Source organism: Streptomyces sp. NPDC104309, from assembly GCF_055584025.1.
Genome location: NZ_JBVJMV010000005.1, coordinates 70,002 through 93,837, shown reverse-complemented (window position 1 = coordinate 93,837; position 23,836 = coordinate 70,002). Strand labels below are relative to the sequence as shown.

17 protein-coding genes are annotated in these 23,836 nt (G+C 70.7%); 5 read left to right on the top strand and 12 right to left on the bottom strand.

What is annotated here, in order from left to right; translation table 11 throughout:
- Position 1: 1 nt before the first annotated feature.
- Genes ACZ68L_RS08955 through ACZ68L_RS08945 form a run of 3 tightly spaced genes read right to left on the bottom strand, consistent with a single transcriptional unit; the run spans position 2 to position 4,046 of the window.
- A complete protein-coding gene (locus ACZ68L_RS08955; RefSeq protein WP_469575437.1) occupies positions 2-1,270 on the bottom strand; it encodes an aspartate aminotransferase family protein in 1,269 nt (422 codons plus the stop codon).
- Between the two features lie 17 nt (positions 1,271-1,287).
- Positions 1,288-2,427 carry an acyl-CoA dehydrogenase gene (locus ACZ68L_RS08950; RefSeq protein ID WP_469575436.1) on the bottom strand — a complete coding sequence of 380 codons (1,140 nt, stop codon included), beginning with the start codon at positions 2,425-2,427 and terminating at the stop codon, positions 1,288-1,290.
- Positions 2,427-4,046: an aldehyde dehydrogenase family protein gene (locus ACZ68L_RS08945; RefSeq protein WP_469575434.1), complete on the bottom strand. Its 1,620-nt coding sequence runs from the start codon at positions 4,044-4,046 to the stop codon at positions 2,427-2,429. Before ACZ68L_RS08945 ends, ACZ68L_RS08950 begins: the two co-directional genes overlap by 1 nt.
- 460 nt (positions 4,047-4,506) lie before the next feature.
- On the opposite strand from ACZ68L_RS08945, the gene ACZ68L_RS08940 reads away from it, so the two are divergent.
- Both ACZ68L_RS08940 and ACZ68L_RS08935 read left to right on the top strand, forming a co-directional pair.
- Complete coding sequence (locus tag ACZ68L_RS08940; protein ID WP_469575433.1) at positions 4,507-5,394, top strand: helix-turn-helix domain-containing protein; 888 nt, start codon at positions 4,507-4,509, stop codon at positions 5,392-5,394.
- Between the two features lie 430 nt (positions 5,395-5,824).
- Positions 5,825-6,655, top strand: a complete 831-nt coding sequence (locus ACZ68L_RS08935) for a thioesterase II family protein (protein ID WP_469575431.1) — start codon at positions 5,825-5,827, stop codon at positions 6,653-6,655.
- A 165-nt stretch (positions 6,656-6,820) separates the two neighbouring features.
- Here the strand turns inward: ACZ68L_RS08935 and ACZ68L_RS08930 are convergent, their stop codons facing one another.
- From ACZ68L_RS08930 to iolC, 8 genes are all read right to left on the bottom strand, one after another.
- Positions 6,821-8,389 (bottom strand): long-chain-fatty-acid--CoA ligase, encoded by a 1,569-nt coding sequence (locus ACZ68L_RS08930; RefSeq protein ID WP_469575430.1) that lies wholly within the window; start codon positions 8,387-8,389, stop codon positions 6,821-6,823.
- A 64-nt stretch (positions 8,390-8,453) separates the two neighbouring features.
- Entirely contained in the window at positions 8,454-11,669 is a 3,216-nt protein-coding gene (locus ACZ68L_RS08925) for a type I polyketide synthase (RefSeq protein ID WP_469575428.1), read from the bottom strand.
- A 5-nt stretch (positions 11,670-11,674) separates the two neighbouring features.
- Positions 11,675-12,154: an acyl carrier protein gene (locus ACZ68L_RS08920; RefSeq protein ID WP_469575426.1), complete on the bottom strand. Its 480-nt coding sequence runs from the start codon at positions 12,152-12,154 to the stop codon at positions 11,675-11,677.
- Between the two features lie 423 nt (positions 12,155-12,577).
- Positions 12,578-14,077, bottom strand: a complete 1,500-nt coding sequence (locus ACZ68L_RS08915) for a CoA-acylating methylmalonate-semialdehyde dehydrogenase (RefSeq protein WP_469575424.1) — start codon at positions 14,075-14,077, stop codon at positions 12,578-12,580.
- 24 nt (positions 14,078-14,101) lie between these two features.
- Positions 14,102-15,991, bottom strand: a complete 1,890-nt coding sequence (gene iolD / locus ACZ68L_RS08910) for a 3D-(3,5/4)-trihydroxycyclohexane-1,2-dione acylhydrolase (decyclizing) (RefSeq protein ID WP_469575422.1) — start codon at positions 15,989-15,991, stop codon at positions 14,102-14,104.
- Positions 15,988-16,887 (bottom strand): 5-deoxy-glucuronate isomerase, encoded by a 900-nt coding sequence (iolB, locus tag ACZ68L_RS08905; RefSeq protein WP_469575420.1) that lies wholly within the window; start codon positions 16,885-16,887, stop codon positions 15,988-15,990. Before iolB ends, iolD begins: the two co-directional genes overlap by 4 nt.
- On the bottom strand, positions 16,884-17,819 hold the full coding sequence (locus ACZ68L_RS08900; protein WP_469575418.1) for a Cgl0159 family (beta/alpha)8-fold protein: 936 nt from the start codon (positions 17,817-17,819) through the stop codon (positions 16,884-16,886). Before ACZ68L_RS08900 ends, iolB begins: the two co-directional genes overlap by 4 nt.
- Entirely contained in the window at positions 17,816-18,814 is a 999-nt protein-coding gene (iolC, locus tag ACZ68L_RS08895; RefSeq protein ID WP_469575416.1) for a 5-dehydro-2-deoxygluconokinase, read from the bottom strand. The genes ACZ68L_RS08900 and iolC overlap by 4 nt, the downstream gene beginning before the upstream one ends.
- A gap of 132 nt (positions 18,815-18,946) precedes the next feature.
- On the opposite strand from iolC, the gene ACZ68L_RS08890 reads away from it, so the two are divergent.
- The 3 genes from ACZ68L_RS08890 (at position 18,947) to ACZ68L_RS08880 (ending at position 20,878) form a co-directional block, all read left to right on the top strand.
- On the top strand, positions 18,947-19,912 hold the full coding sequence (locus ACZ68L_RS08890) for a sugar phosphate isomerase/epimerase family protein (RefSeq protein WP_469575414.1): 966 nt from the start codon (positions 18,947-18,949) through the stop codon (positions 19,910-19,912).
- A gap of 102 nt (positions 19,913-20,014) precedes the next feature.
- On the top strand, positions 20,015-20,431 hold the full coding sequence (locus ACZ68L_RS08885; RefSeq protein WP_469575413.1) for a peptidoglycan-binding domain-containing protein: 417 nt from the start codon (positions 20,015-20,017) through the stop codon (positions 20,429-20,431).
- 249 nt (positions 20,432-20,680) lie between these two features.
- Positions 20,681-20,878: a helix-turn-helix transcriptional regulator gene (locus tag ACZ68L_RS08880; RefSeq protein ID WP_469575412.1), complete on the top strand. Its 198-nt coding sequence runs from the start codon at positions 20,681-20,683 to the stop codon at positions 20,876-20,878.
- A gap of 324 nt (positions 20,879-21,202) precedes the next feature.
- Here ACZ68L_RS08880 and ACZ68L_RS08875 read toward each other — a convergent pair whose 3' ends face one another.
- A complete protein-coding gene (locus tag ACZ68L_RS08875; RefSeq protein ID WP_469575410.1) occupies positions 21,203-23,509 on the bottom strand; it encodes an MMPL family transporter in 2,307 nt (768 codons plus the stop codon).
- Between the last annotated feature and the right edge of the window lie 327 nt (positions 23,510-23,836).

Here is a 23,836-nt window from a genome sequence, read left to right as displayed (position 1 = left end):
CTCAGGCGATGACGGCGAGGGCGGCCTTCTCGAAGGCGTCGAGGAGGAACTGCACGTCGTCCTGGCTGAGCACCGCCGGTGGGGTCAGCCGCATGACGGTGGAGGAGTTGAGCGAGTGGTTGGCGAGGACGCCGGCGCCGATCAGCTCCAGGAGCAGGTCCCCGGCCAGTCCCGGCACGGTGAACTCCAGGCCGATGAGCAGACCCGCTCCGCGTACTTCGAGCAGCCGGTGGCCGAGCACCTCGCGGGCGATCCGCTCCAGCTCGGTCAGCAGCAGCCGTCCCAGCTCGTCGGACCGTTCGACCAGGGAGTCCTCCTTGATGGCGGCGAGCGCCCCGCGGGCGGCGGCCATCGCGAGCGGGTTGCCGGAGAAGGTCGAGGTGTGGATGAACGGGTCCTTGTCGAAGGGCCGGAACGCCTGAGGGGTCGCCACCAGCGCCGAGACCGGCACCACACCGCCGGCCAGCCCCTTGCCCACCAGGAGGATGTCCGGCACGACGCCCTCCCGGTCGGCGCCCCACCAGGTGCCGAGGCGGCCGAGTCCGGTCTGGATCTCGTCGAGCACGAAGAGCGCGCCGTACTCCCGGCAGAGCCGGGCGACGTCCCGCAGATAGCCCTCGGGCGGCACGATCACACCGGCCTCGCCCTGCACCGGCTCGACGATGACGCAGCCCTCTCCGGGGTAGCGCGCCAGCTCGGCCTCCAGGGCGGCCGCGTCGCCGTACGGCACGTGCGAGACCTGCGGCAGCAACGGCCGGAAAGGATCCTGGAAGACGTCCTTCGCGGTAAGGCTGAGGGCGCCCATGGTCTTGCCGTGGTAGCCGAGGTCCATGGAGATCAGACGGCTGCGGCCCTGGGCGCGCGCCAGCTTGATGGCGCCTTCGACAGCCTCCGCGCCGGAGCCCGCGAAGTGCACCTTCTGCAGCCCGGCGGGAACGACGTCGATCAGTGCCTCGGCCGCGTCGACGACGGCGGGTTCGAGGAGCAGCCGGGTGGCGATCGGGTTGGTGTTGAGCTGCCGGGTCACCTCGGCGACGACCCGGGGGTGCCGGGCGCCCATCAGGAAGACGCCGTATCCGCCGCAGTTGAGGATGCGGCCCCCGGACGCGGTGTGGATCCAGGGGCCCTCGGCGGCGACCTCCACATCGCCGCCGAACATCTCGCCGAGCGAGGCGCGGCCCTTGCTCAGGAAACGGCGGTAGCGGGTGACGAGGTCGGCGTACGGGTCCTTGGCGGGCGCAGGCGCGGTGTCGGTGTACGTGGTGGTCATCGTGGACGCTCCCGGTGTCATGCCACGACCAGCGGCTGGCCGGCGTAGTAGTCGAGCAGGCCGTCGACGGTGCTGGTGCGCGACGGCGGGTGGAAGGCGATCGCGTGGGTCGCCGCGGCGAGGTACGCGATGTCGGAGGAGGAGATGAAGGCCATGCCGCCGAGCATCTCGACGGCCTGTGAGGTGATCTCGGCGATCAGCTTCTGCACGCCGAACCGGGTGACCAGGGCGGCCGCGAGCCCGTCGTTGTCGGTGTCGCCGTCCATGACGCGCCGGGCCAGTCCCTCGGTGAGCGCGGCCGCGGTCTCGATGCCGACGGCGAGCGCCCCGCGGTCGGCGGCGGAGCCGCGTCCGCGCTTGAGCACCCGGTCGACCAGGGAGCTGGCCATGCCGGTGTAGGCGGCGCACACGATCATCTGGAACCAGATCAGTCCGACCTCCTGGAGCTCGCTGAGCTCCTCGGCCAGTTCGGCCGGCGGCTGGAGGATCTGGCGATCGGTCACGAACACATCGGTCAGACGCACCTCGTTGCTCTCGGTGCCCTGCAGCGCGCTGGTCTTCCAGAAGGGATGCACGCTGATGCCAGGGGTGTCGGCGGGCAGGATCAGAAAGCCCATGTCGACCGAGCCGTCCGGCCGGCGCATCCCGACGCTCGCGGTGATCAGGTCCATGGACTTCGACAGGCTGCACGGTTTCTTGGACCCGGTCAGCAGATACCCGCCGTCCACCGGCCGGGCCTCCATGGTGGGGCTGAGGATCCCCTGTTCGGTACGCCCTTCGGCGAAGGCCGAGGCCACCAGCAGGCGTTCCTCAGACACCCGCTTCAGCAGCAGGTCGTCGAGGTCCGTGCCGTCCGCGAAGGTGTCGGCGACACCGAAGAGCGTGCCGATCGAGAAGTGGTGCATGGCCGTCGCCACGGAGAGGGAGGGGGCCGCGGCGCCCAGGGCGCGCACCACCCGGGCCGCCTGGAGCGCGGTGGCGTCCGCCCCGCCGAACGCGGCGGGCACCAGCAGATTGGATCCGCCGTGGTCGCGGAAGATCCCGACGGCGGGGCTGTCACCGGACTCCAGCTCGGCGAAAGGGACTTCGGCCAGCCGGTCCAGCAGGCCGGGCAGCAGCGCGTCACAGGTGTCGCGGTCGGCTTGCATGAACTGCATTACTGCTCCTCAGAGTTGTTTTCCGGCGTGGCGGTCGGCAGCGGCCCCGGACGCATCCCGGCGAGCTCGGCGTACGCGCCGAACACCGCCTCGCGCGGCCGTACTCCGGTGGCGCGGGAGACGCCCTGCAGATGAGTGGTGCGCAGCATCGGGTAGTTGGCCTCACCGAAGGCGCCGCCGGTGCGTCCGGTGCCGCCGTGCGTCGGCAGGTAGGGCAGGAAACCGATGTGCGAGTCGTTGACCTTGAGCAGGCCGCCGTTGGACACCTCGTTCACGAAGCGGTCGGCGACGGCCTCGTCCTTGGTCCACAGCGAGTTGCGGAGCCCGTAGGGGTTGCTGTTGACATAGGCCAGCATCCGGTCGAGCAGTTCGCCGTCGGGGGCCTGCTCGGGCACGATGACCGGCAGCAGCGGGAAGAACGTCTCCTCGGCGACCGCCTCGATGTCCCGGCAGTGTTCGAGGCCGTCCACCCGCAGAACCGTCGGCTCCAGGAAGAGGCCCGTGTCGGACGGCGTGCCGTCGGTCTCCATCCGGCGGGCGCCGTGGACGAGGGTGGCGCCCTTGTCCAGTGCGTCCTGGACGTAGGCGTAGAAGCGCTCGCTGCGCAGTACGGGGGAGAGCAGCGCGCCGGGGTCCTCGGGCAGTCCCGGGCGGATCAGTGACGCGGTCAGCCGCAGGCGTTCCAGCAGTTGCTCGGCGACGGCGGGGTGCACGATCACCTGGTTGGGCACCATGCAGATCTGCCCCGAGCCGAAGAAGCACTCGACGAGTGCCTCGCAGGCGGCCTCCAGATCGGCGTCGTGCCAGATCAGCACGGCGTCGTTGCCCGCGAGTTCGAGGATGGGCTTCTTGCCGTGCGCGACGCAGTCCCGCTCCAGCTCCAGGCCGGTGGTCACGCCCCCGGTGTAGAAGATGTCGTTGATGTGCGGGCTCTCCAGCCAGCTCTTGATGGCCGGTCCGGGGCGGGAGCAGAAGACATTGAGCGTGCCGGGGGGAGCGCCGATGTCGTCGAGCGCCGGGGCGACCAGCTCACGCATCGCGTACATGACGCCGAGCGGTGCGCTGCGCGGCGCCCGTACGACCACGGCGTTGCCGGCGATCAACGGGGTGATCCCGAACAGGGCACTGCTGGCGGGAGCGTTCTGCGGCGGGTTGACGGCGACCACGCCGTCCGCCACGCGCCGTACGGTCATCCGCCGGCCGGCGTGCTCGATGCTCTGCTCCATCTGCCGGGCGCACCAGCCGAGGGTCTCCTCGCTGAAGATCTCCAGCAGTCCGGCCACCTGCCACTCGGCGAGCGCCCTGGGGTTTCCTTCGGCGATGAGCAGGTCGACGAACTCCAGGTGGCGGCGGAGCAGCCGTTCGCGGATTCCCCGGCCCAGCGCGAGGCGCCGTTCCAGCGGAAACCGGGCCCACACCGGAGCCGCCGCGGCCGCTTCGCGGGACGCCTCCTCGACCGTGCGGTCGTCGGCCAGCGCGCAGCGCCCCACGACAAAGTCCGCCGCGTCCGCCGGATCGGCTTTACCACGCTCCAGTTTCCGCTTGAGTGTCAGGCTCCTGAACACATCGTCAAGAATCGACGACGTCTTCACCGTGTAGACGTGTCTTTCTGCTGGCACCTCATGTCCGGCGATATACGAGTCGTAGCTGAGGAACACGGGTCGGGACGGCCGCGAACCACTCGTGGCGACTTGTCCGAAGGTCCCTGTGGGAGATTCCACGATTCGACGTCTTCCTTCCGAGGTGCTGGATGCTCGACGCTGCGGAGACAAAGGCTGCGGAAACACGGAAGTGGCCGAAAGCTGCGCGACTCGGCACGTCGGCGATTCTGGCAGGGGGCACTGATATGGCCCTGACGGTCGACTGACCCATCCGGATACTGGACGGTCACGAGGCCACACGTCCGAGATCAGGACAGTCCGGATTCTTATCGTCGATTCGCTGTTTATTTACGAGGAGGCCAACACCGGGGCAGGGGATTAAAAGCCCTGCGGCCATGGGCGAATCATTCCGGCCAAAGTTTATTACAGCTCACGGCCGGGCCGGGAAGGGTGAAGTCCACCTGCCTACCATGGACAAATGCGCGGACACACGATGCCCAGCGGACACACGAAGCCCAATCGAATCGGCCCCATGCTCCGGGAGTGGCGCCACCGACGCAATCTGAGCCAAATGGCACTCGCCCTGATGGCGGAGACATCCAGCCGTCATCTGAGCTTCATAGAGACCGGGCGCGCCAGGCCGAGTCGCGAACTGCTCCTGCGTCTCTGCGACCAGTTGGACGTGCCCGTGCGTCAGCGCAATCGTTTGATCATGGCCGCCGGATATGCGCCGGCCTATGAGGAGACTCCCATCGGCGCGTCCCACATGGATCAGGCCAATGAGGCCGTCGAGCGGCTCCTCACCGGCCACGAGCCGTACCCCGCCCTGGTCTTCGACACCGTTTCGGATCTGTGCCGCGCCAACAGGTCGGCGATGGCGCTGCTGGACGGTGTGGCGGAGGAACTGCTGCTGCCGCCCGTCAACGTCGTGCGGCTCGGGCTGCATCCGATGGGTATGGCGCGGCGGATCACCAACTTCGCCGAGTGGCGCCGGCATCTGCTCTGCCGGCTGCGACGCGATGCCGCGTTCACCAACGACGAGCGGCTCGACTCCCTGTACGAGGAGGTCCGCGCCTACCGGTACCCGTCGGGTCTGCTGGAGTCCGAGCCGGGCTCCCCCGACCCCGCGGACGCCCACCACATCGCGATTCCGCTGCACATCCGCGCGCTCGGGACCGAGTTGAGTTTCTTCAGCGCCGTGACGGCCTTCGTGGCGCCCGTCGACATCACGCTGGCGGAGCTGACCATCGAGACGTTCTATCCCGCCGACACGCACACGGCCGCCACGCTCCACTCCCACCACTGGAGCGAGTATCTGCGCGCCGCGGTTCCGGAGGGCTCCCCCCTGCTGCCGACCGGCCGCTGAGCACACCCGTGGCTGCGGGTGCGCTCAGCGGATCCGGGTGCGGGTGCGAATGCGAATGCACGAAGCGGATCAGGCCACAGGCGTACGCCAGTCCGTATCCGGCCACGATCAGCTGGACCTGGGCCGTACTCGCGCCGAGCTCGGTCTGCATCGCGGGGATCGCGACGTTCACGATGAAGAAGTCGAGGACGACCATGAAGGTGCCGGCCAGGATCACCGGCAGCGCCAGGGAGCCGGTTCCCCCGGAGGTGGCGCGGCCCGCTTTCGGTGGTGCGGTGTCGGCGTCGTTCACAGCGCTCTTCCCCACGCTCGAACCAGTACAAGTTCCGCCACCTTCCGCGCGCGGTGGAGAGGGTGTCGATTACCTGGCAAGTAATTGTCCGGCCCCTGCCCGCTGCCTAGCGTCGAGTGGTAAGGACGCGAGGCGGCGGTGGCGGCAAGGTCCCCGTCCCTCGCGGCACAAGCGCGGGAGGGGCAGATGGTCCAGGAGAACGCGGGGCTCGGCGCCGCTTGGTTCCACACCGGCCGGGCACGGCCCGACGCGGCGTGCCGGCTGTACGTGTTCCACCACGCGGGCGGGTCGGCCGCGACGTACGCCCGCTGGGCGCAGATGCTGCCCGACGACGTGGAGGTCGCGGCGGTCCAGCTGCCCGGTCGGCAGAACCGCCGCGCCACTCCCGCGTTCACCGATCTGGACGACCTCGTCGAGGCCGTGTACGAGGCTCTGGAGGACGACCTCGACGGACGTCGCTTCGCGTTCTTCGGGCACAGCATGGGGGCGCTGATCGCCTACCGGTTGACCCTCGCCCTGCAGAAGGACGGTGCCCCCGCTCCCGCTCTGCTCGCGGTCTCCGGATGGGAGGGGGGCGCGCACCGGCCGAGCCCGGTGCCCGTCGCCCAGCTCCCCGACAAGGAATTCCTGGCCCGTGTCGAGGAGTTCGGGGGCCTGCCGCCGGAGGTCACCGGGAACCGTGAGCTGCTCGACCTCGTACTCCCCACGCTGCGCGCCGATTTCACCGTGGTGAACGGATACACGGACGACCGCGCACGGGTCGACTGCCCGGTGGTGGCCTACGGCGGGGCCTCGGACCCGCTTCTGGGCGGGGGCGCCATGGGCGCGTGGGCCGACCGGGCGGACACGTTCCTGGGGCTCAACGAGCTGCCGGGCGGTCACTTCTACATCTACGAGCAGGCCATGGCGGTGGGCGCGGATCTGGCACGCCGGCTGCGGCGCGGCGCGGCGGGCCCGCGACGGGGCTGACAGCGGCATCGGCCCCGGCGCCGGCACCGGCTTCGGTACCAGTGCCGAGGCCGGTGAAGGAGCCTATGCCGGGGCCGATGCCGGTTTCGGTTTCGGCACCGCTACCGGTACCGCCGTCGGCCGTCAGCCGTCAGCCGTCAGCCGTCAGCCGTCAGCCGTCAGCCGTCAGTGGATCTTGCTGGTCCGCCCCGCCCAGAACCTGTCCCGAAGTTCGCGGCGGAGCACCTTGCCGGTCGAGTTGCGGGGCAGGCCGTCCAGGAAGTCGTACCGGACGGGGATCTTGAAGTCGGCGATCCGCCCCTTCAGGGACAGCATCAGTTCCCTCGGGGTCGCCCGCATGCCCTCGTTCAGCACCACGCAGGCGTGCACCGCCTCGCCCCAACGAGGGTGCGGGGCACCGATGACCGCCACCTCGGCCACCGCGGGGTGCTTGCCGAGTGCCTCCTCCACCTCACCGGGGTAGACGTTCTCCCCGGCGACGATGATCGTGTCCTTGATCCGGTCGCAGAGATAGAGATAGCCGTCCTCGTCGAGGTAGCCGGCGTCACCCATCCCCAGCCATCCGTCCGTCAGGGTCCGCGCGGTGGCCTCCGGCAGGTTCCAGTAGCCCAGCATGACCGCGGCCGACCGCACCCACACCTCACCGGTCTCCCCCGTCGCACAGGTCCTGCCGTCGGCGACGATCCGTATCTCCACCCCCGGGCACGCGCGCCCGGCGGCACGCAGCCGGGGGCTTCCCGGTATGTGGTCGGGCATCGGCAGCAGGGCCACCGCGTTGCCCGTCTCGGTGGCGGCGTAGGCCTGCACCAGATCGGCCTCCAGCACGTCGAGGGAGCGGACCAGCAACTCCTCCGCGATCGGCGAGCCGCCGTAGACCGCCTTGCGCAGCGTCGCGAAGGTCTCCTTGGACGCGGCGGGCTCGGCCAGCATCATCTGGAGCATGGCCGGGGCGACGAACGTGGTGGTGACGCCCACGTCCCTGATCAGGGCGACCGCTTCCTGCGCGACGAACATCCGCATGATCACGTTCGTCACACCGGCGGTGAACCCCTGCATGGACCAGGAGAGCCCGGCGATGTGCAGTCCCGGCAGCCCGATCAGGCTCTTGTCGTCGGGTTTCCAGTCCACCCAGTCCAGACCGTTGTCGTCCATGGCGCGGCCCAGCGCGAAGAAGCTCCGGTGGGGCAGGACCACCCCCTTGGGCAGTCCGGTGGTGCCGCTCGTGTACATCTGGGCGACGGGCTGGGCGGGATCTGGACGGTATCCGGTGCCGGAGTCCGGGAAGGCGGACTTCCAGTCCGCGTAGCCCGCGCCGCGCCGTCCCCGGGCGTCCATGCCGACGACCGTTTTCAGCTCCGGCAGTTCGGCCTCGATCTGCTCGGCGGTGGCGCGGTACTCCTCCTCCACGAAGAGCAGCCGGGCGCAGGAGTCGCGCAGTTGGTGCTCGACCTCGCTCTCGGTGAGCCGCCAGTTGACCGGTACCAGGACGGTGCCGCTCTTGGCGCAGGCGAAGGCGATCTCGTAGTAGTACTGCGACTCCATGCCGAGGAACGCGACCCGGTCGCCGGGAGCGAGCCCCGCGGCGAGCAGGGCGTGCGCGGCGCGGTTGCTCTCACGGTCGAGTTCGGCGTACGTCACCTCGGTGTCGAGGTGGATCATGGCGACATGATCGGGCCGGACGGCGGCGTGGTGTCCGGGGATGGCGGCGAGTGTCTCTGGCGTGGCCTCGTCCATGATCTCTCCATCAACAGGTCCGGCTGATCGGGAGGTTGCTGCCCGGCCGGGTGCGGCGCGGGGTTCAGTCCGAGGTCAGCCGTTGCTCGGCGAACTCGGCCAGGGAGCGTGCGCTGGGGTGGTCCAGAACCTCGGACACCGTGGTCCTGCGGCCCAGGGCCGTGCCCAGCTGCCCGCTGAGCCGGGCGGCGGCCAGCGAGTCCAGGCCCAGGTCGAGGAAGTGCGCGCCCGGCTCGATCTCCGCGGGGTCGTCGAACTGGAGCTCGGCGGCCATCAGCGCACGGATGTGTCCGGTGAGGGCGGCGAGCCGTTCGTCGTGGCCCATGGAGAGCAGTCGCCCGGTGTCCAGCTCCGCCGGGGCGGTGGCGACGGGCCCGGTCGCCGGGGCGTCCGGTGCGGTGTTCGGCCGGGCACCCGCTCCGGTCCCGGGCGAGAAGCGGCGCGGGTTCGCCGACCGGAGCCAGTACTCCTGGCGGTCGAAGGCGTAGCCCGGCAGTACCACCCGCCGCATCCGCCGCTCCGCGTGGAAGCCGGTCCAGGACACCGGGTATCCGGCGGCGTACAGCTTGGCCGCCGACGACAGCAGCGCCAGGTCGTCCTGCTGGGCCGGGCGCAGGCTGGGCAGCCAGATGTCACCCGGGGCGTCGAGGTTCTCCCGGGCCAGCGAGGACAGCGTGGCGGACGGCCCGATCTCGATGTACGTGTGCCTGCCGCGCCGGGCCACGGTGCGCATCCCGGCCGCGAAGTCCACGGGTTCGGCGATGTGCCGGACCCAGTAGTCGGGCTTGGAGATGTCCCGCCAACGGGCCACCTGGCCCGTGAGGTTGGAGATCAGAGTGAACTCGGGCTCGTGGAAGACGATGTCGTCGAAGGCCGCACGGAACTCCTCGGTGACCGCGCCCATCAGCGGCGAGTGGAAGGCGTGCGAGACGGGCAGCCGCTTGACCCGCACGCCCTTGGCGGCCAGCTCGGTGGTCGCCGCGTCCAGCGAGGCGGCGCCTCCCGAGATGACGCACTGCGTGGGTGCGTTGTACGCGGCGACGGCGAGGTCCTCGTACGGCTCCACCAGGGCGTTCACCGTTTCGGCGGCGGCCCCGACGGCCGCCATGCCGCCGGGAGCGGTGACCGAGTCCATCAGCCGGGCCCGGACCGCCACCAGCCGGACCGCGTCGGCCACGGTGAAGAGTCCGGCGACGGTCGCGGCGACCACCTCGCCGATGCTGTGTCCGATGACGGCGGAGGGCCGCACGCCCCAGGAGAGCCACAGCCGCGCCAGCGCGTACTCCAGGACGAACAGGGCGGGCTGGGTGTACCGGGTGCGATGCAGTTCCTCGGCGTCCTCGGTACGGCCGAACATCAACTCCCTGATGGAGCGGCCCAGATGCGGGGCGAACAGCTCGTCCAGCTCGTCGACGGTCCGGCGGAAGAGCGGGTGGCGCCCGTACAGGGCGAGGCCCATGCCCGGGTGCTGCGCGCCCTGTCCGGTGAACAGGAAGACGGTCTTGCGTACGGCCTCCGGCCTGTCGGCCACGGGCCTGTCGGCCCGGTCGGCGAGCAGGGCGGAGAGACCGGCGTGGTCGCGGACGACTCCGGCGATCCGGTGGTCGAAGTGGGCGCGACCGGTGTTGCCGGTGTAGCAGACGGCGTCGACGGGCAGGTCGGGCCGGTCGGCCAGCAGCCGCTGGTAGCGCTCGATCTGCAGGGCGAGGGAGCGGGCCGACTTCGCGGACAGCGTGAAGACGTGACCGCCTTCCCGGCCGCTGCCGTCGGGCCGCCCGTCCGCCTCACGGCTCGCGTCCCCGGACCGGCCGGCGCGGCTCGCGTCCCCGGAGCCGCCATCGGCCTCTCGGCTCGCGTCCCCGGTCGGGACCGCCTGCTCGCGGGCGGGGGCGTCCGCGGCGGCGGGTGCCTCTTCGAGGACCGCGGACGCCAGAGTTCCGGCGAAGCCGAAGGAGTTGACCATCGCGCGTCGGGTGCCGGACGTCCAGGGGCGGGTCTCCGTGGGGATCTCGACCGGGGAGACCTCCCAGGGAATGCGTGACGACGGCTTCTCGAAGTTGAGGTGGGGGAAGATCTCCCCGCTGCGCAGCTGGGCGACGGCCTTGATGACCCCGCCGATCCCCGCGGCCGGCTCCATGTGTCCGAGATTGGTCTTGGCCGAGCCGACGATCACCGGATCGTTCCTGCTGTGCGAGTCCGCGAAGACCTCGCTGATCGCACCGATCTCGATCGGGTCCCCGAGAGGGGTTCCGGTGCCGTGCGCCTCCACGTACTGGACGTCGCCGGGCTCCAGCCGGGCGCTGCTGAGCGCCCGCCGCAACAGGGTCTCCTGCGCGGCGCCGTTGGGCACGGTGAGCCCGGCGCTCTCGCCGTCCTGCCCGACGGCGCTGCCACGGACGAGTGCCAGGACGGTGTCGCCGTCGCGCCGGGCGTCCGAGAGCCGCTTCAGCACGATCATGCCGCAGCCCTCGGCCCGGCCGTAGCCGTCGGCCGCGTCGTCGAAGGTCTTGCAGAGGCCGTCGGGCGAGAGCGCGGTCAGATCGGAGAAGAGCGCGGTGCTCCGGGGGTGGTGGATGGCGTTGACCCCGCCGGCCAGGGCGATGTCGCACTCGCGGCGGCGCAGCCCCTGGACGGCGAGGTGGAGCGCGACGAGGGAGGCCGAGCAGGCGGTGTCCACGGTGATGGAGGGCCCGCGCCAGCCGAGGAAGTACGAGAGTCTGCCGCAGATGCCCGCGTGCGAGACCCCGGCCGCGATCCGGCCGTCCAGTTCGTCGTCGGGGAGCTCGTCCATCTCCATCACGTAGTCGAGGGAGCTGGCGCCCACGTAGATGCCGCCATTGCCGTGCCGCAGTGCGGTCGGGTCGATTCCGGCGTGTTCGAGGGACTCCCACGCCGTCTCCAGCACCAGCCGCTGTTGCGGGTCCAGACAGTGCGCCTCGGCCGGGGCCGTCCTGAAGAACTTGGGGTCGAACCGTTCGAGGCCGTCGAGAAAGCCGCCGCCCGTGGTCCGGATGACGCCGCGGCCCTCACCGGACGCGTATGCCTCGACGTCCCAGCGGTCCTTCGGGAGCGGGCCGATGGCGCTGCGTCCCTCGCGCAGGAACTCGGTGAATTCCTCCAGGGAGTTGTTCCCGCCGGGAAAGCGCAGGCCGACGCCCACGATCGCGATCGGTTCGTACTTCTCCCGCAGCAGCTCCTTCAGGAGCTCACGCTGCCTGCGCAGATCCTCCCTGGCCTGCGCCAGGGCGTCGGCGGTGGTCGCGTCGTCCAGGTCTGCCATGTCTCCTACCCCTGTCCCTGGTAGAGGTTCTTGAGGGCTTCGTCGACCAGATCGTCCGCCGAAGGGTCGGCGGCGGCGCGGGGGCCGGGGACGGCGCCGGACGTGGTCCCGTCGCCGGGCGCGGACGCGCGGGCGGGGCGGAACAGGCCGGGGAGCAGCTCGTCGCAGATGTGGTCCATCAGCTGACCCACGGTGGGGCTGTTGAACAGCAGGTTCGCGCTGAGTTCGTGCCCGATCATCGACTCCAGGCTCTGCTTCAGATCGGTGATCGTCAGCGAGGTGAGCCCCAGGTCGAAATAGCTCTCGTCCATGGGGAGTTCGTCATGGTCCTCCATGAGCAGCGCGATCTTGAACTCGGCGACGACGAGGTCCTCCAGGGCCTGCCGCCGCTCGGACCGGGCGAGATCGAGCAGGTCGTCCACGACCGTGGTGGCGTCCATCGTCTCGGGCCCCGAAGGGCGTTCGTCCACCGCACTCACTGCCATCGCCTCCACCACGTCGAGCCTCCGCAAGAGCCCCCGTACCGTGCTTCGTGGGTGCCGGATCCATTCCAGTCGACGAGCACGAGGGCAGTCCAGCGCCGTCGGACCGGCGGTACGGCCATGTGCCCGCGCCGTCAGCGCCACGTCAGCGCCAAGGGCCGTCCCGTCATCCCTGGTGGAGCAGCGCGCGGCGTCGGGTGCGGTGCATCGCAAGGCGGAGGGACGTCCGCATACCGGATGTATGCGGACGTTCCGACAACGCGGCGAGGATGGGGCCTCCCCTGTTCGAGCGCAGCCGAGAGCTTGGGGAAGTAGCTGGCGTCGCGCGCCCGCCAGGGGTTACGGGACGGCCCTTGGGGTGCCGCGGACACGGCGACGGCCCGTACGGACACAGTGTCCGTACGGGCCGTCGGGTGGGGCTACGGGTCAGTGGTTGCGGGGGAAGCCCAGGTCCACGCCCGCCGGGGCGTCGGCCGGGTCCGGCCAGCGGGTGGTGACTACCTTGCCGCGGGTGTAGAAGTGCACGCCGTCGTTGCCGTAGATGTGGTGGTCGCCGAAGAGGGAGTCCTTCCAGCCACCGAAGGAGTGGTAGCCGACCGGCACCGGAATCGGCACGTTGACGCCGACCATGCCGGCCTCGATCTCCAGCTGGAAGCGGCGGGCGGCGCCGCCGTCGCGGGTGAAGATCGCGGTGCCGTTGCCGAACGGGGAGGCGTTCATGAGGGCGACGCCCTCCTCGTACGTCTCGGTGCGCAGGACGCACAGGACCGGGCCGAAGATCTCGTCCTTGTACGCGTCCGAGTCGGTGGACACGTTGTCGAGGAGGGAGAGGCCGATCCAGTGGCCGTCCTCGAAGCCCTCGACCGTGAAGCCCGTGCCGTCGAGGACGACATCGGCGCCCTGGGCGGCCGCGCCCGTGACGTAGGAGGCGACCTTGTCGCGGTGGGCGGCGGTGATCAGCGGGCCCATCTCGGACGTCGGGTCGTTACCCGGGCCGATCTTGATCTTCTCGGCGCGCTCCTTGATCTTGGCGACGAGCTCGTCGGCGATGGAGCCGACCGCGACGACCGCGGAGATCGCCATGCAGCGCTCACCGGCGGAGCCGTACGCGGCGGAGACGGCGGCGTCGGCCGCGGCGTCGAGGTCCGCGTCCGGCAGCACCAGCATGTGGTTCTTCGCACCGCCGAGCGCCTGGACCCGCTTGCCGTTGGCGGTGGCGGTGGTGTGGATGTGACGGGCGATCGGGGTGGAGCCCACGAAGGAGACCGCGGCCACGTCGGGGTGGGCGAGGAGCCCGTCGACGGCGACCTTGTCACCGTGCAGGACGTTCAGCACACCGTCCGGCAGACCGGCCTCGGAGGCCAGCTCGGCCAGCCGGTTGGCGGTCGACGGGTCCTTCTCGCTGGGCTTGAGCACAAAGGTGTTTCCGCAGGCGATGGCGAGCGGGAACATCCACATCGGCACCATGGCCGGGAAGTTGAACGGGGTGATGCCCGCGACGACACCGAGCGACTGGCGGATCGAGGAGACGTCGACCCGGCTGGAGACCTGGGTGGACAGCTCGCCCTTGAGCTGGGTGGTGATGCCGCAGGCCAGCTCGACGATCTCCAGACCGCGGGCGACCTCGCCCAGCGCGTCCGAGTGCACCTTGCCGTGCTCGGCGGTGATCAGCGCGGCGATCTCGTCGCGGTGGGCGTCCAGCAGCGCGCGGTAGCGGAAGAGGACCGCGGTGCGGGCGGCCAGCGAGGACGTGCCCCAGGTGGCGTAGGCGTCCTTGGCGGCGGCGACCGCGGCGTCGACCTCTTCGAGGGAGGCGAGCGCGACCTGCGTGGTGACGGCGCCGGTGGCCGGGTCGGTGACCGGGCCGTAGTTGCCCGACGCGCCCTCGACGGTCTTGCCACCGATCCAGTGGTTGACGGTCTTCATGACAGAACTCCTTCAGTGGCGTCTTCAGAGGTGGCGGCGTCGGTCGGCGACGTGTCGGTCGTACTCTTCGCGGGCTTTCACGGCCGACGGCCGGGTGGCCGTTTCGGCTACGGGAACATCCCACCATGCCTGCGCCGGAGGGGGCCCCGACACTGTGTCTGCCGTTTCGGTCTCGACGTAGACACAAGTGGGACGGTCCGCGGCGCGTGCCTCGGCAAGGGCTTCGCGCAGGTCACGCACGGTCTTGGCACGGAGCACCCGCATCCCCAGCGAGCCCGCGTTGGCCGCGAGGTCGACGGGGAGCGGGGGGCCGGTGAAGGTGCCGTCCGCGGCGCGGTGACGGTAGGCCGTGCCGAAGCGCTCGCCGCCGACCGCCTCGGAGAGACCGCCGATGGACGCGTAGCCGTGGTTCTGGAGGACGACCAGCTTCACCGGGAGCTCCTGCTGCACCGCGGTGACGATCTCGGTGGGATTCATCAGGTACGTGCCGTCGCCGACGAGGGCCCAGACGGGGCGGCCGGGGGCGGCCAGCTGGACCCCGATCGCGGCCGGGATCTCGTAGCCCATGCAGGAGTAGCCGTACTCGACGTGGTACTGCCGCGGGGAGCGGGCCCGCCAGAGCTTGTGCAGGTCGCCGGGGAGCGAACCGGCCGCGTTGATCACGATGTCGTCCTCGGTGACCAGGGTGTCGAGGAGGCCCAGGACCTGGGCCTGGGTGGGGCGGGCGTGCGGGTCGTCGGCGGTGAACGCGGCGGTGACCCGCTGCTCCCATTCCTCCTTGGCCTCGGTGTACTCGGTCTCGTAGGACGGCTCGACGCGGTGGCCGCGTGCGGCGAGCTCGGCGGTGAGGGCTTCGAGGGCGGTACGGGCGTCGGCGACGAGCGGGAGTGCGCCGAGTTTGTGGGCGTCGAAGCCGGTGATGTTGAGGTTGAGGAAGCGGACCGCCGGGTTCGAGAAGAGCGTGGCGGAGGCCGTGGTGAAGTCGGAGTAGCGGGTGCCGATACCGATGACCAGGTCGGCGGTGCGGGCCAGCTCGTCGGCGGTCGCGGTGCCGGTGTGGCCGATGCCTCCGACGTCGGCGGGGTGGTCGTGGCGCAGGGAACCCTTGCCGGCCTGGGTCGAGGCGACGGGGATACGGGTGGCGGCGGCGAACGCGGCCAGGGTCTCCTCCGCCGCGCTGTGGTGGATGCCGCCGCCGGCCACGATCAGCGGCCGACGGGCACCGCGCACGGCCCGTACCGCCCGGTCGAGCTCGTACGGATCGGGAGCGGGGCGGCGTACGTACCAGACGCGCTCGGCGAAGAACTCCTCCGGCCAGTCGTGCGCCTCGGCCTGCACGTCCTGCGGCAGCGCGAGGGTGACCGCGCCGGTCTCCGCCGGGTCGCTCAGGGTTCGCATGGCCTGGAGGGCGGCCGGGATCAGGGCCTCGGGGCGGGTGATCCGGTCGAAGTAGCGGGAGACGGGGCGCAGGCAGTCGTTGACCGAGAGGTCGCCGGCGGACGGGACTTCGAGCTGCTGGAGCACGGGGTCGGCGGGCCGGGTCGCGAAGGTGTCCCCGGGCAGGAGGAGGACGGGGAGGTGGTTGATCGTGGCAAGCGCGGCGCCGGTGACGAGATTGGTGGCGCCGGGGCCGATGGAGGTGGTGACGGCGTGCGCGGAGAGCCTGCCGGACTGACGGGCGTAGCCGACGGCGGCGTGCACCATGGCCTGCTCGTTGCGGCCCTGGAGATAGGGCATCGCACGGCTCGACTCGATGAGAGCCTGACCGATTCCGGCGACGTTGCCATGGCCGAAGATGCCCCAGGTGGCGCTGATCAGGCGCTGTCGCCGGCCGTCGCGCTCGGTGTACTGGCGGGAGAGGAAGGACACCAGGGCCTGGGCGGTGGTCAGCCTGCGGATGCGTGGTGCGCTCATGAGGTCGCCTCCGAACCGTACGGCGGGACATTCCCGTACAGCGGAAGTCTGGGGTCCACCGGCTGCGAGGGCCAGGTGTCACGGATCCAGCCGTGGTCGGGGTGGTCGCTGATCAGCCACTCCCGCTGCTCGCCCGGACCCGCCATCACATTGAGGTAGTACAGCGTGCGGCCGGGGGACGCGATGGAGGGGCCGTGCCAGCCGTCGGGGATGAGCACCGCGTCACCGCTGCGGACCTCGGCGAGGACGTCCGTACCGCCGTCCTTCGACGGCGACACCCGGTGGTAGCCGAGCCCGTCGTGCTCCAGCTCGAAGTAGTAGATCTCCTCCAGCACGGACTCGACTCCGGGGCGGTCCTCGTCGTGCTTGTGCGGCGGGTAGGACGACCAGTTGCCACCGGGGGTGAGGACCTCGACGGCGATCAGCCGGTCGCACTCGAAGGTGTCGGCTGCGGCGAAGTTGTTGACCTGACGGGAGCAGTTCCCGGTGCCGCGCAGCTCGACGGGTACCTCCGGCGCGGGGCCGTAGCGAGCGGGGAGTCGTCGCTCGCACTTCGCTCCTGCCAGGGCGAAGCGGCCTCCTGCGCCGGAGGCGATCTGTGCATGGGCGTCACGCGGTACGTACGCGAAGTCGGATACCCCGCTGAACACGCTTTCCCGGCCCAGCAGTTCAAAGATCTCACCTGAGGTGTGCACCGTACAGCCACCGGTCAACGGCAGAACGATCCACTCGCTCTCCCCGGTGACAAGCGTGTGAATTCCGCCCGGTCCCAGCTCCAGCACACGCAGGCTCGACCGGTCCCAGCCGGCCCGCTCCGGGTCGATGTCGAGGGCATAGGGGCCGCTCGCCGCGTTCCCGGCGCGAAGGTGGTACCGCGGTTCGTTGTCGGTCGTCATACCCACTCCCTACCCGGTGCCGGGCTCTGTCCCGTTCCTCTCGGCTCCAGCAGCGATACGGCCGTGTCGACGGCTTCCGCCACCTTTCCGTCGGCCGGGTAGAGCAGCGAACGCCCCACCACCAGGCCCTGGACGGTCGGCAGTCGCAGCGCCGTGCGCCACTTCTCGAACGCGCCGTCCAGGTCGTCGCGCACCTCGCCGCCCAGCAGCACGGCGGGCAGCGTGGAGGCCTCCATCACCCGGGCCATGTCGTCGGGGTTCTCGGTGACGGGGACCTTGAGCCAGGTGTACGCGGACGTCCCGGCGAGCCCCGAGGCGATGGCGATCGAGGTGGTGACCGCCTCCGCACCGAGGTCGTTGCGGACATGGCCGTCCGTGCGGCGGCAGAGGAACGGCTCGACGAAGACCGGCAGCCGGTGCGCGGCCATGGCGTCGATGGCACGCGCGGTGGCGTGCATGGTGTCGAGCGAGCCGGGGTCGTCGTAGTCGATACGGAGCAGCAGTTTGCCCGCGTCGAAGCGGAGACGGGCGAGGTCCTCGGGGCGGTGGCCGGTGAAACGGTCGTCGAGTTCGAAGGCCGCGCCCGCGAGCCCGCCGCGGTTCATCGAACCGACGACGACCTTGTTCTCCAGCGCGCCGAGGAGCAACAGGTCGTCGAGGATGTCGGCGGTGGCCAGGACTCCGTCGACGCCGGGGCGGGAGAGGGCGAGGCGGAGCCGTTCCAGCAGCTCGAAGCGGTTGGCCATGGCCAGTTCACGGTCGCCGACGGCCAGGGAGCCACGGGCCGGATGGTCCGCCGCGATGATCATCAGTCGCCCGCCGCTGCCGACGAGGGGGCGTCTGCGGCGTCGCGCCGCGGCTTCGGCGACGGCCTCGGGGTGGCGCACGCGCAGTTGGACGAGTTCGGAGACCGAGGCGGCCGCGGGCGTCATGGGGTGGCTCCGGTGGGGCGGGAGGTGACGGCGCCTTCGGCCAGGGCCGTTTCGACTTCGTGCGGGAACGGCATGGCGGAGGAGCAGGCGAGCCGGGAGGCGACGATCGCACCGGCCGCGTTGGCGTACCGCATGACGCGCTCCGTCTCCCAGCCGGCGAGCAGTCCGTGGCAGAGCGCCCCGCCGAAGGCGTCACCGGCTCCCAGGCCGTTGACGACCTCGACGGGCAGCGGCGGCACATCGGCCACCGAGCCGTCGCGGTGGACGGCGAGAACGCCCTTGGGGCCCCGCTTGACGACGGCCAGTTCGATGCCCGCGGCGATCAGGGCGCGGGCGGCCGCGTAGGGTTCGCGCTCACCCGTAGCGATCTCGCACTCGTCGAGGTTGCCGACGGCGACGGTGGCATGGGCCAGGGCCTCCCGGTAACGGGCGGCCGGAACGGGGCGGGACGCGGAATCCTCCGTGGTGTCCCAGAACATCGGGCGCCAGTCGAGGTCGAAGACGGTGATGCCGGACCGGTCGCGGGCGCGGAGTGCGGCGAGGGTCGCGGTGCGGCTCGGCTCGGCGCACAGACCGGTGCCCGTCATCCAGAAGACCCGGGCGGACCGCACCGCGTCAAGGTCCAGTTCGGACGCGTGGATCTCCAGGTCGGGGGCCTTGGGCTGCCGGTAGAAGTAGAGCGGGAAGTCGTCGGGCGGGAAGAGCTCGCAGAAGGTGAGGGGCGTCGGCCAGGCGTCGACGGGCGTCACCCACCGGTCGTCGACCCCGAACTCCCGCAACTGGTGGTGCAGATACTCCCCGAAGGCGTCCCGGCCGGTGCGCGTCACCACCGCCGTCCGTCGGCCGAGCCGGGCCGCCGCGACGGCGACATTGGTGGGTGAACCACCGAGGAACTTTCCGAAGGTGTCGACCCCGGCCAGCGGCAGACCGGTCTGCAGGGGGTAGAGGTCCACGCCGATCCGGCCCATGGTGATCACGTCGTACTGCTCAGGCATACGCATCCCTTCGACCGGCGACCGGGGCGGCTGCTCCCAGGTCTAGCCCTCCCCCGGAACCCTGTCAATGGTTTGTCCGGACATAAGGACGAATGATTGACACTCGCCCCCGGGGCCGGGAGGCTGGACGGCATGACCTCCTCCGCATTGGCTCCGGCCCGTATCCGTATCGGTTCGGCACCCGACTCGTGGGGGGTGTGGTTCCCCGACGATCCCCGGCAAGTGCCCTGGCAGCGCTTCCTCGACGAAGTCTCCGCGGCGGGTTACGAGTGGATCGAGCTCGGCCCGTACGGCTACCTCCCGACCGACCCTGCCCGCCTCGCCGACGAGACCGGCCGCCGCGGACTCACGGTCTCGGCCGGGACCGTTTTCACCGGATTGCACCATGGACCGGCCGTCTGGGACCGGACCTGGGCGCATGTCGCCGACATCGCGGCACTCACCCGGGCGATGGGTGCAGGGCATCTGGTGGTCATCCCGTCGTTCTGGCGCGACGACAGGACGGGCGAGGTCCTGGAGGACCGCAGCCTCACCGCGGAGCAGTGGCGCGACCTCACCACCCAGACGGAACGGCTGGCCCGCGAGGTACGGGACCGCTTCGGGCTGCGCATCGTCGTCCATCCCCATGCCGACACGCACATCGACAGCGAGGAGAACGTCAGCCGCTTCCTCGACGCCACCGATCCCGACCTGGTCTCGCTCTGCCTCGACACCGGCCACTACGCCTACTGCGACGGCGACAGCGTCAAGCTGATCGAGACCTACGGCGAACGGATCGGCTATCTGCACCTCAAGCAGGTCGACCCGGAGATCCTGGCCGAAGTCGTGGCGCACGAGGTGCCGTTCGGGCCGGCCGTGGCGCGCGGCGTGATGTGCGAACCGCCGGGCGGGGTACCCGCACTGGAACCCGTACTCGCCGCCGCCCGCAAACTGGACGTGGACCTCTTCGCCATCGTCGAGCAGGACATGTATCCGTGCCCGCCCGACAAGCCCCTCCCCATCGCCCGCCGCACCCGCGAGTTCCTCCGCTCCTGCGGTGCCCCGCGCGCCGCTGACCCCCGCCAGGTCCCGGACACGCCGAAGGGGCCAGGGAAGTGACGTAGTGACGGTGCGCGGTGTTGTGCTCGATGAGGCGCCGGTTCGCGGTCCCGGCCGCGCCCGCCGCCGCACGCCCCACCACCGCACGAGGAGCAACTCACCGTGATCCGAAAGATGCTGTCGTTCCGCAGGACGGCCGGGGCCTCGGCCCTGGCCGCTGTCGCCCTGGCCGCAGCCCTCGCCACAGCCCCGGACGCCGCCTGCGCCGACGTGCACAACCCGCCGCCCCCGCCCGGCTCCAGCCCCGTCTGCGCCTTCTACGACGGTGACGGACCGACCTTCTTCGGGGCGCGCGGCGAGCGGGTCTCCCAGGTGCAGTGCGTGCTGGCCAACCGCCACTATCTGCCGTGGTCCGCGCTCGACGGAACGTTCGGACCGCAGACCCTCCTCGCCGTACAGCGCTTCCAGGCGGACCACCCGCCGCTCGCACCGAACGGCCTGGTCACCCCGGCCACCTGGTCGGCGCTCCAGCACGCGGGACCGACTCGCACCACCCCTCTCCCCTATCCGCCGGCGTAACTCCACACGCCCGGCCCCTCTCTCGTCATCCCTTCGAACACCAAGTACTTCTTCTGTCACAGAGATCCCACCCTCGTCACATGTGTCTTCAGTACGCGGGACTTCCGTCACAGGCGCTCGACACCCCCTCTCCGGAACTCACTCCCTTTCGTTGCACCGGACACTGACTGAGTGATCGTCAGCGTCCGTACCGCGGCTCCCCCTGGCGGCCTCCCCCGGCTGCCGCCGCGGTGCAGAGAGGTGTCACTTATGACGGACAGAAGACTCTGGTCCTACAAGGACATTGCCGCGCACATCCGGGTGCAGCCGGACACCGTCCGCTCCTACCGCAAACACGGTCTCCTCCCGTCGCCCGACCATGTGGAGGGCGGCAAGCCCTACTGGTACGCGGACACCATCCGCGCCTGGGTCGCCTCAAGACCCGGCAACCGAGGGCGCGGTCACTGACGCCTCCGGTCCCGTACGGCGAGCGGTCCCCACCCGCCGCCGCACGGGACTCCCGCTCCTTCGCCGGGGCTGGGCGGGAGGCCGGAATGAGGCGTGCCGGGAGGTCGGCCGGGATGGGGCGGGGTTGGACGGGAGGCCCCATGCCAGGACCCGCTGCCAGGACCCCCTGCCAGGACCATGTTCATCAGCGGCTGCTATGTGTGCGCGGACATGCCGTGGCCGGCGAGGATCTCCGCCCTCTGGCCGCTCACTTGGGCCACGGGCAGCCGGGCAGCCGGGCAGCCGGGCAGCCGGGCAGCCGGGCAGCCGGGCAGCCGGGCGAATCTACGCTCCGCTGGTGACCCTGTCCCGCTCCGGGGCGTCCTTCGATATCTCCTCGGCCGGAACCGGCACGGACTCCCCCTCGCTCAGGCCGAACCGCCGGTGGAAGGCCCGCAGCGGGGCGGGCGCCCACCAGGTGACCCTGCCCATCAGCTTCATCACGGAAGGAACCAGCAGGCTGCGCACGACCATGGCGTCCATCAGCACGGCCAGGGCGATGCCGAGGCCCAGCATTTTGGTGTTGGCCACCCGTGATGTGCCGATGGCGACCATCACCACCGCCAGGATCACGGCTGCCGCGGTGATCAGCCCGCCGGTGTGCCGCAACCCGAAGGTCACCGACCGCTCGTGGTCCCCGGTGCGGTCGTACTCCTCCTTGATCCGGGAGAGCAGGAAGACCCCGTAGTCCATGGAGAGTCCGAAGGCGACGCAGAACATGAGCACGGGCAGTGTCGTCTCTATGTCCCCCGTGCTGGTGAAGGAGAGCAGCCCGGACAGATGCCCGTCCTGGAAGACCCAGACGACCGCTCCGAACATCGCCGTGAGACTCAGCGCGTTGAGTACGACCGCCTGAAGGGGGATCAGCACACTCCCGGTGAGCAGGAAGACCAGGAGCAGCGTCACCACGACGATGATGCCCACCGCCCAGGGCAGCCGGTCGGCGATGGCGTGCTTGGAATCGACCAGGACGGCCGCCGTGCCCGTCACCGAGGTGTCAAAGGGGGCGGGCGCGGCCCGGAGGTCCTGGACGAGCCGTTGGGTCTCCTCGCCCACGGCCTCGCCCTCGGGCAGCACACTGAAGTAGCCGAACCGCCCCGCAGTGACCGGTCCGTCGACCCGCAGCACACCGGGAAGTCCGGCGATCCTGTTGCGGTATTCGCCGTACTGGGCCGGCGTCGCCGCACCCTCCGCGAGCACTTCGAGGCCGCCGCCCGGACTGCCTGGGAATCCGTCCCGAATGTGCTGCTGCACGACATGCGATTCGGCGGACGCGGGCAGCTGGCGATCGTCCGCCGTACCGAACTTCACCCCGAGGAACGGCAGCCCGAGCAGGACGAGTCCCACAGCGGTGGCGGCGGCGAAGACCGGCGCCCGACGCATCACCAGGGCCGCGAACCGGCCCCACCCGCGGCCGGACCCGGCCTCGGCCGGTGCGGCGGATTCGGACGGCTCGTCATGTCCGCCCGGACGCCCTCGCACGACTCCGCCGGTGCCCTCGACCGAGCGCCCGCTCGCGCGCCCGTCACCACGTCGCAGCAGCCGGCGCAGATCCAGGGAGTTCACCCGTGGTCCGAGCAGCATCAGGGCGGCCGGGAGCAGCACGAGCGCGGCGGCGGCCGCCAGCAGCACCACGGCGATCCCCGCGTAGGCGAACGAGCGCAGGAAGTACTGCGGGAAGACCAGCATCGCGGCGAGCGAAACCGCGACGGTCAGCGCGGAGAACAGCACCGTGCGGCCTGCGGTGCGCAGCGTCGCCCCGACGGCCTCCCGGGTGTCCGCCCCGGCCGAGAGCTCCTCCCTGAACCGGCGCACGATGAACAGCGCGTAGTCGATGGCCAGGCCGAGGCCGAGGGCGGTGGTGAGGTTCTGGGCGAAGACCGAGACATCGGTGAATTCGGTGATGCCGCGCAGCACGGCATTGGTCCCCAGGATCGCGACGATGCCCACACCGAGCGGCAGCAGGGCGGCGATCGCACTGCCGAAGACCATGACCAGCAGCACGAGTGTCACCGGCAGGGCGATCATCTCGGCCCGCAGCAGGTCTTCCTGGATGATCGTCTGCATCTCGTGCCGAACGGCGACCGGGCCACCGACCGAGACTTCCACCGGCCCGTGTACGCCCCGGTAGGCGGGAGCTATCCGGTCCAGGACCTCGCCCGTCGCCTTGTCGTCACCCTCGATCCGGGCGGCGATCAACGCCTCCCGCCCGTCCTCGGCACGCAGTGCGGGTGACTTGGTCTGCCAGTACGAGCCGACACCGGTGATGCCCTTCTCGCCGGTCAGCCGCTCGGTCAGCCGGGCCGCCTCGGCGGCCACCGCGGGATCGTCGACCGATGTGCCGCCACTGTCCACGAGCAACAGCAGATTCGGCTGGGACGCGGGGAATTCGCGCTCCAGCGCCTTGGTCGTATAGGTCGATTCGGCGTCCGGTGCCTCCCACCCCCCACTGCCCATCCGGCCGGCCACCCCACTGCCGGCGAACACGGCGAGCATCGTGATCGCCAGGGCCGCGAGCAGCGCGAGCCGTGGTCGCGCGGTGACGAGTCGCGTCCAGCCCCCCAGACGCTGCGGACCGTTCACTTCAGGCATGGCGCGGTGTCCCCTTCCCCCCGGATCCGACGGCGTGCGGCGGCCACGCGGGGCGGCGGCGCAGGGCAGCATGGATCAGTCGTTGCCGATTAGACTGGCAAACACGAGTCATCGCTCGCGTTTCATCAAGAATGCGAGCGACCACTCGCGTTTGTCAACCGCGCCATGAAAGCTGGGGATGGACCGTGTCGGAGGCCAGAGCGAGGCACACCGGAGGCACGAAGGACGCCGGAGGCGCCAAGGACGCGAGGGACGGCGGAGGCTCCAGGAACGCGAAAGGCTTCGGAGGTTCACGGGACGCCGGAGATTCACGGGATGCCGGAGGCG

What these genes read in the sequence shown, in the direction of transcription:
- ACZ68L_RS08955 (WP_469575437.1), bottom strand. Translation starts at nt 1,270, where the DNA reads ATGACCACCACGTACACCGACACCGCGCCTGCGCCCGCCAAGGACCCG.
- ACZ68L_RS08950 (WP_469575436.1), bottom strand. Translation starts at nt 2,427, where the DNA reads ATGCAGTTCATGCAAGCCGACCGCGACACCTGTGACGCGCTGCTGCCC.
- ACZ68L_RS08940 (WP_469575433.1), top strand. Translation starts at nt 4,507, where the DNA reads ATGCGCGGACACACGATGCCCAGCGGACACACGAAGCCCAATCGAATC.
- ACZ68L_RS08930 (WP_469575430.1), bottom strand. Translation starts at nt 8,389, where the DNA reads ATGGACGAGGCCACGCCAGAGACACTCGCCGCCATCCCCGGACACCAC.
- ACZ68L_RS08925 (WP_469575428.1), bottom strand. Translation starts at nt 11,669, where the DNA reads ATGGCAGACCTGGACGACGCGACCACCGCCGACGCCCTGGCGCAGGCC.
- ACZ68L_RS08920 (WP_469575426.1), bottom strand. Translation starts at nt 12,154, where the DNA reads ATGGCAGTGAGTGCGGTGGACGAACGCCCTTCGGGGCCCGAGACGATG.
- ACZ68L_RS08915 (WP_469575424.1), bottom strand. Translation starts at nt 14,077, where the DNA reads ATGAAGACCGTCAACCACTGGATCGGTGGCAAGACCGTCGAGGGCGCG.
- iolD (WP_469575422.1), bottom strand. Translation starts at nt 15,991, where the DNA reads ATGAGCGCACCACGCATCCGCAGGCTGACCACCGCCCAGGCCCTGGTG.
- iolB (WP_469575420.1), bottom strand. Translation starts at nt 16,887, where the DNA reads ATGACGACCGACAACGAACCGCGGTACCACCTTCGCGCCGGGAACGCG.
- ACZ68L_RS08900 (WP_469575418.1), bottom strand. Translation starts at nt 17,819, where the DNA reads ATGACGCCCGCGGCCGCCTCGGTCTCCGAACTCGTCCAACTGCGCGTG.
- iolC (WP_469575416.1), bottom strand. Translation starts at nt 18,814, where the DNA reads ATGCCTGAGCAGTACGACGTGATCACCATGGGCCGGATCGGCGTGGAC.
- ACZ68L_RS08890 (WP_469575414.1), top strand. Translation starts at nt 18,947, where the DNA reads ATGACCTCCTCCGCATTGGCTCCGGCCCGTATCCGTATCGGTTCGGCA.
- ACZ68L_RS08880 (WP_469575412.1), top strand. Translation starts at nt 20,681, where the DNA reads ATGACGGACAGAAGACTCTGGTCCTACAAGGACATTGCCGCGCACATC.
- ACZ68L_RS08875 (WP_469575410.1), bottom strand. Translation starts at nt 23,509, where the DNA reads ATGCCTGAAGTGAACGGTCCGCAGCGTCTGGGGGGCTGGACGCGACTC.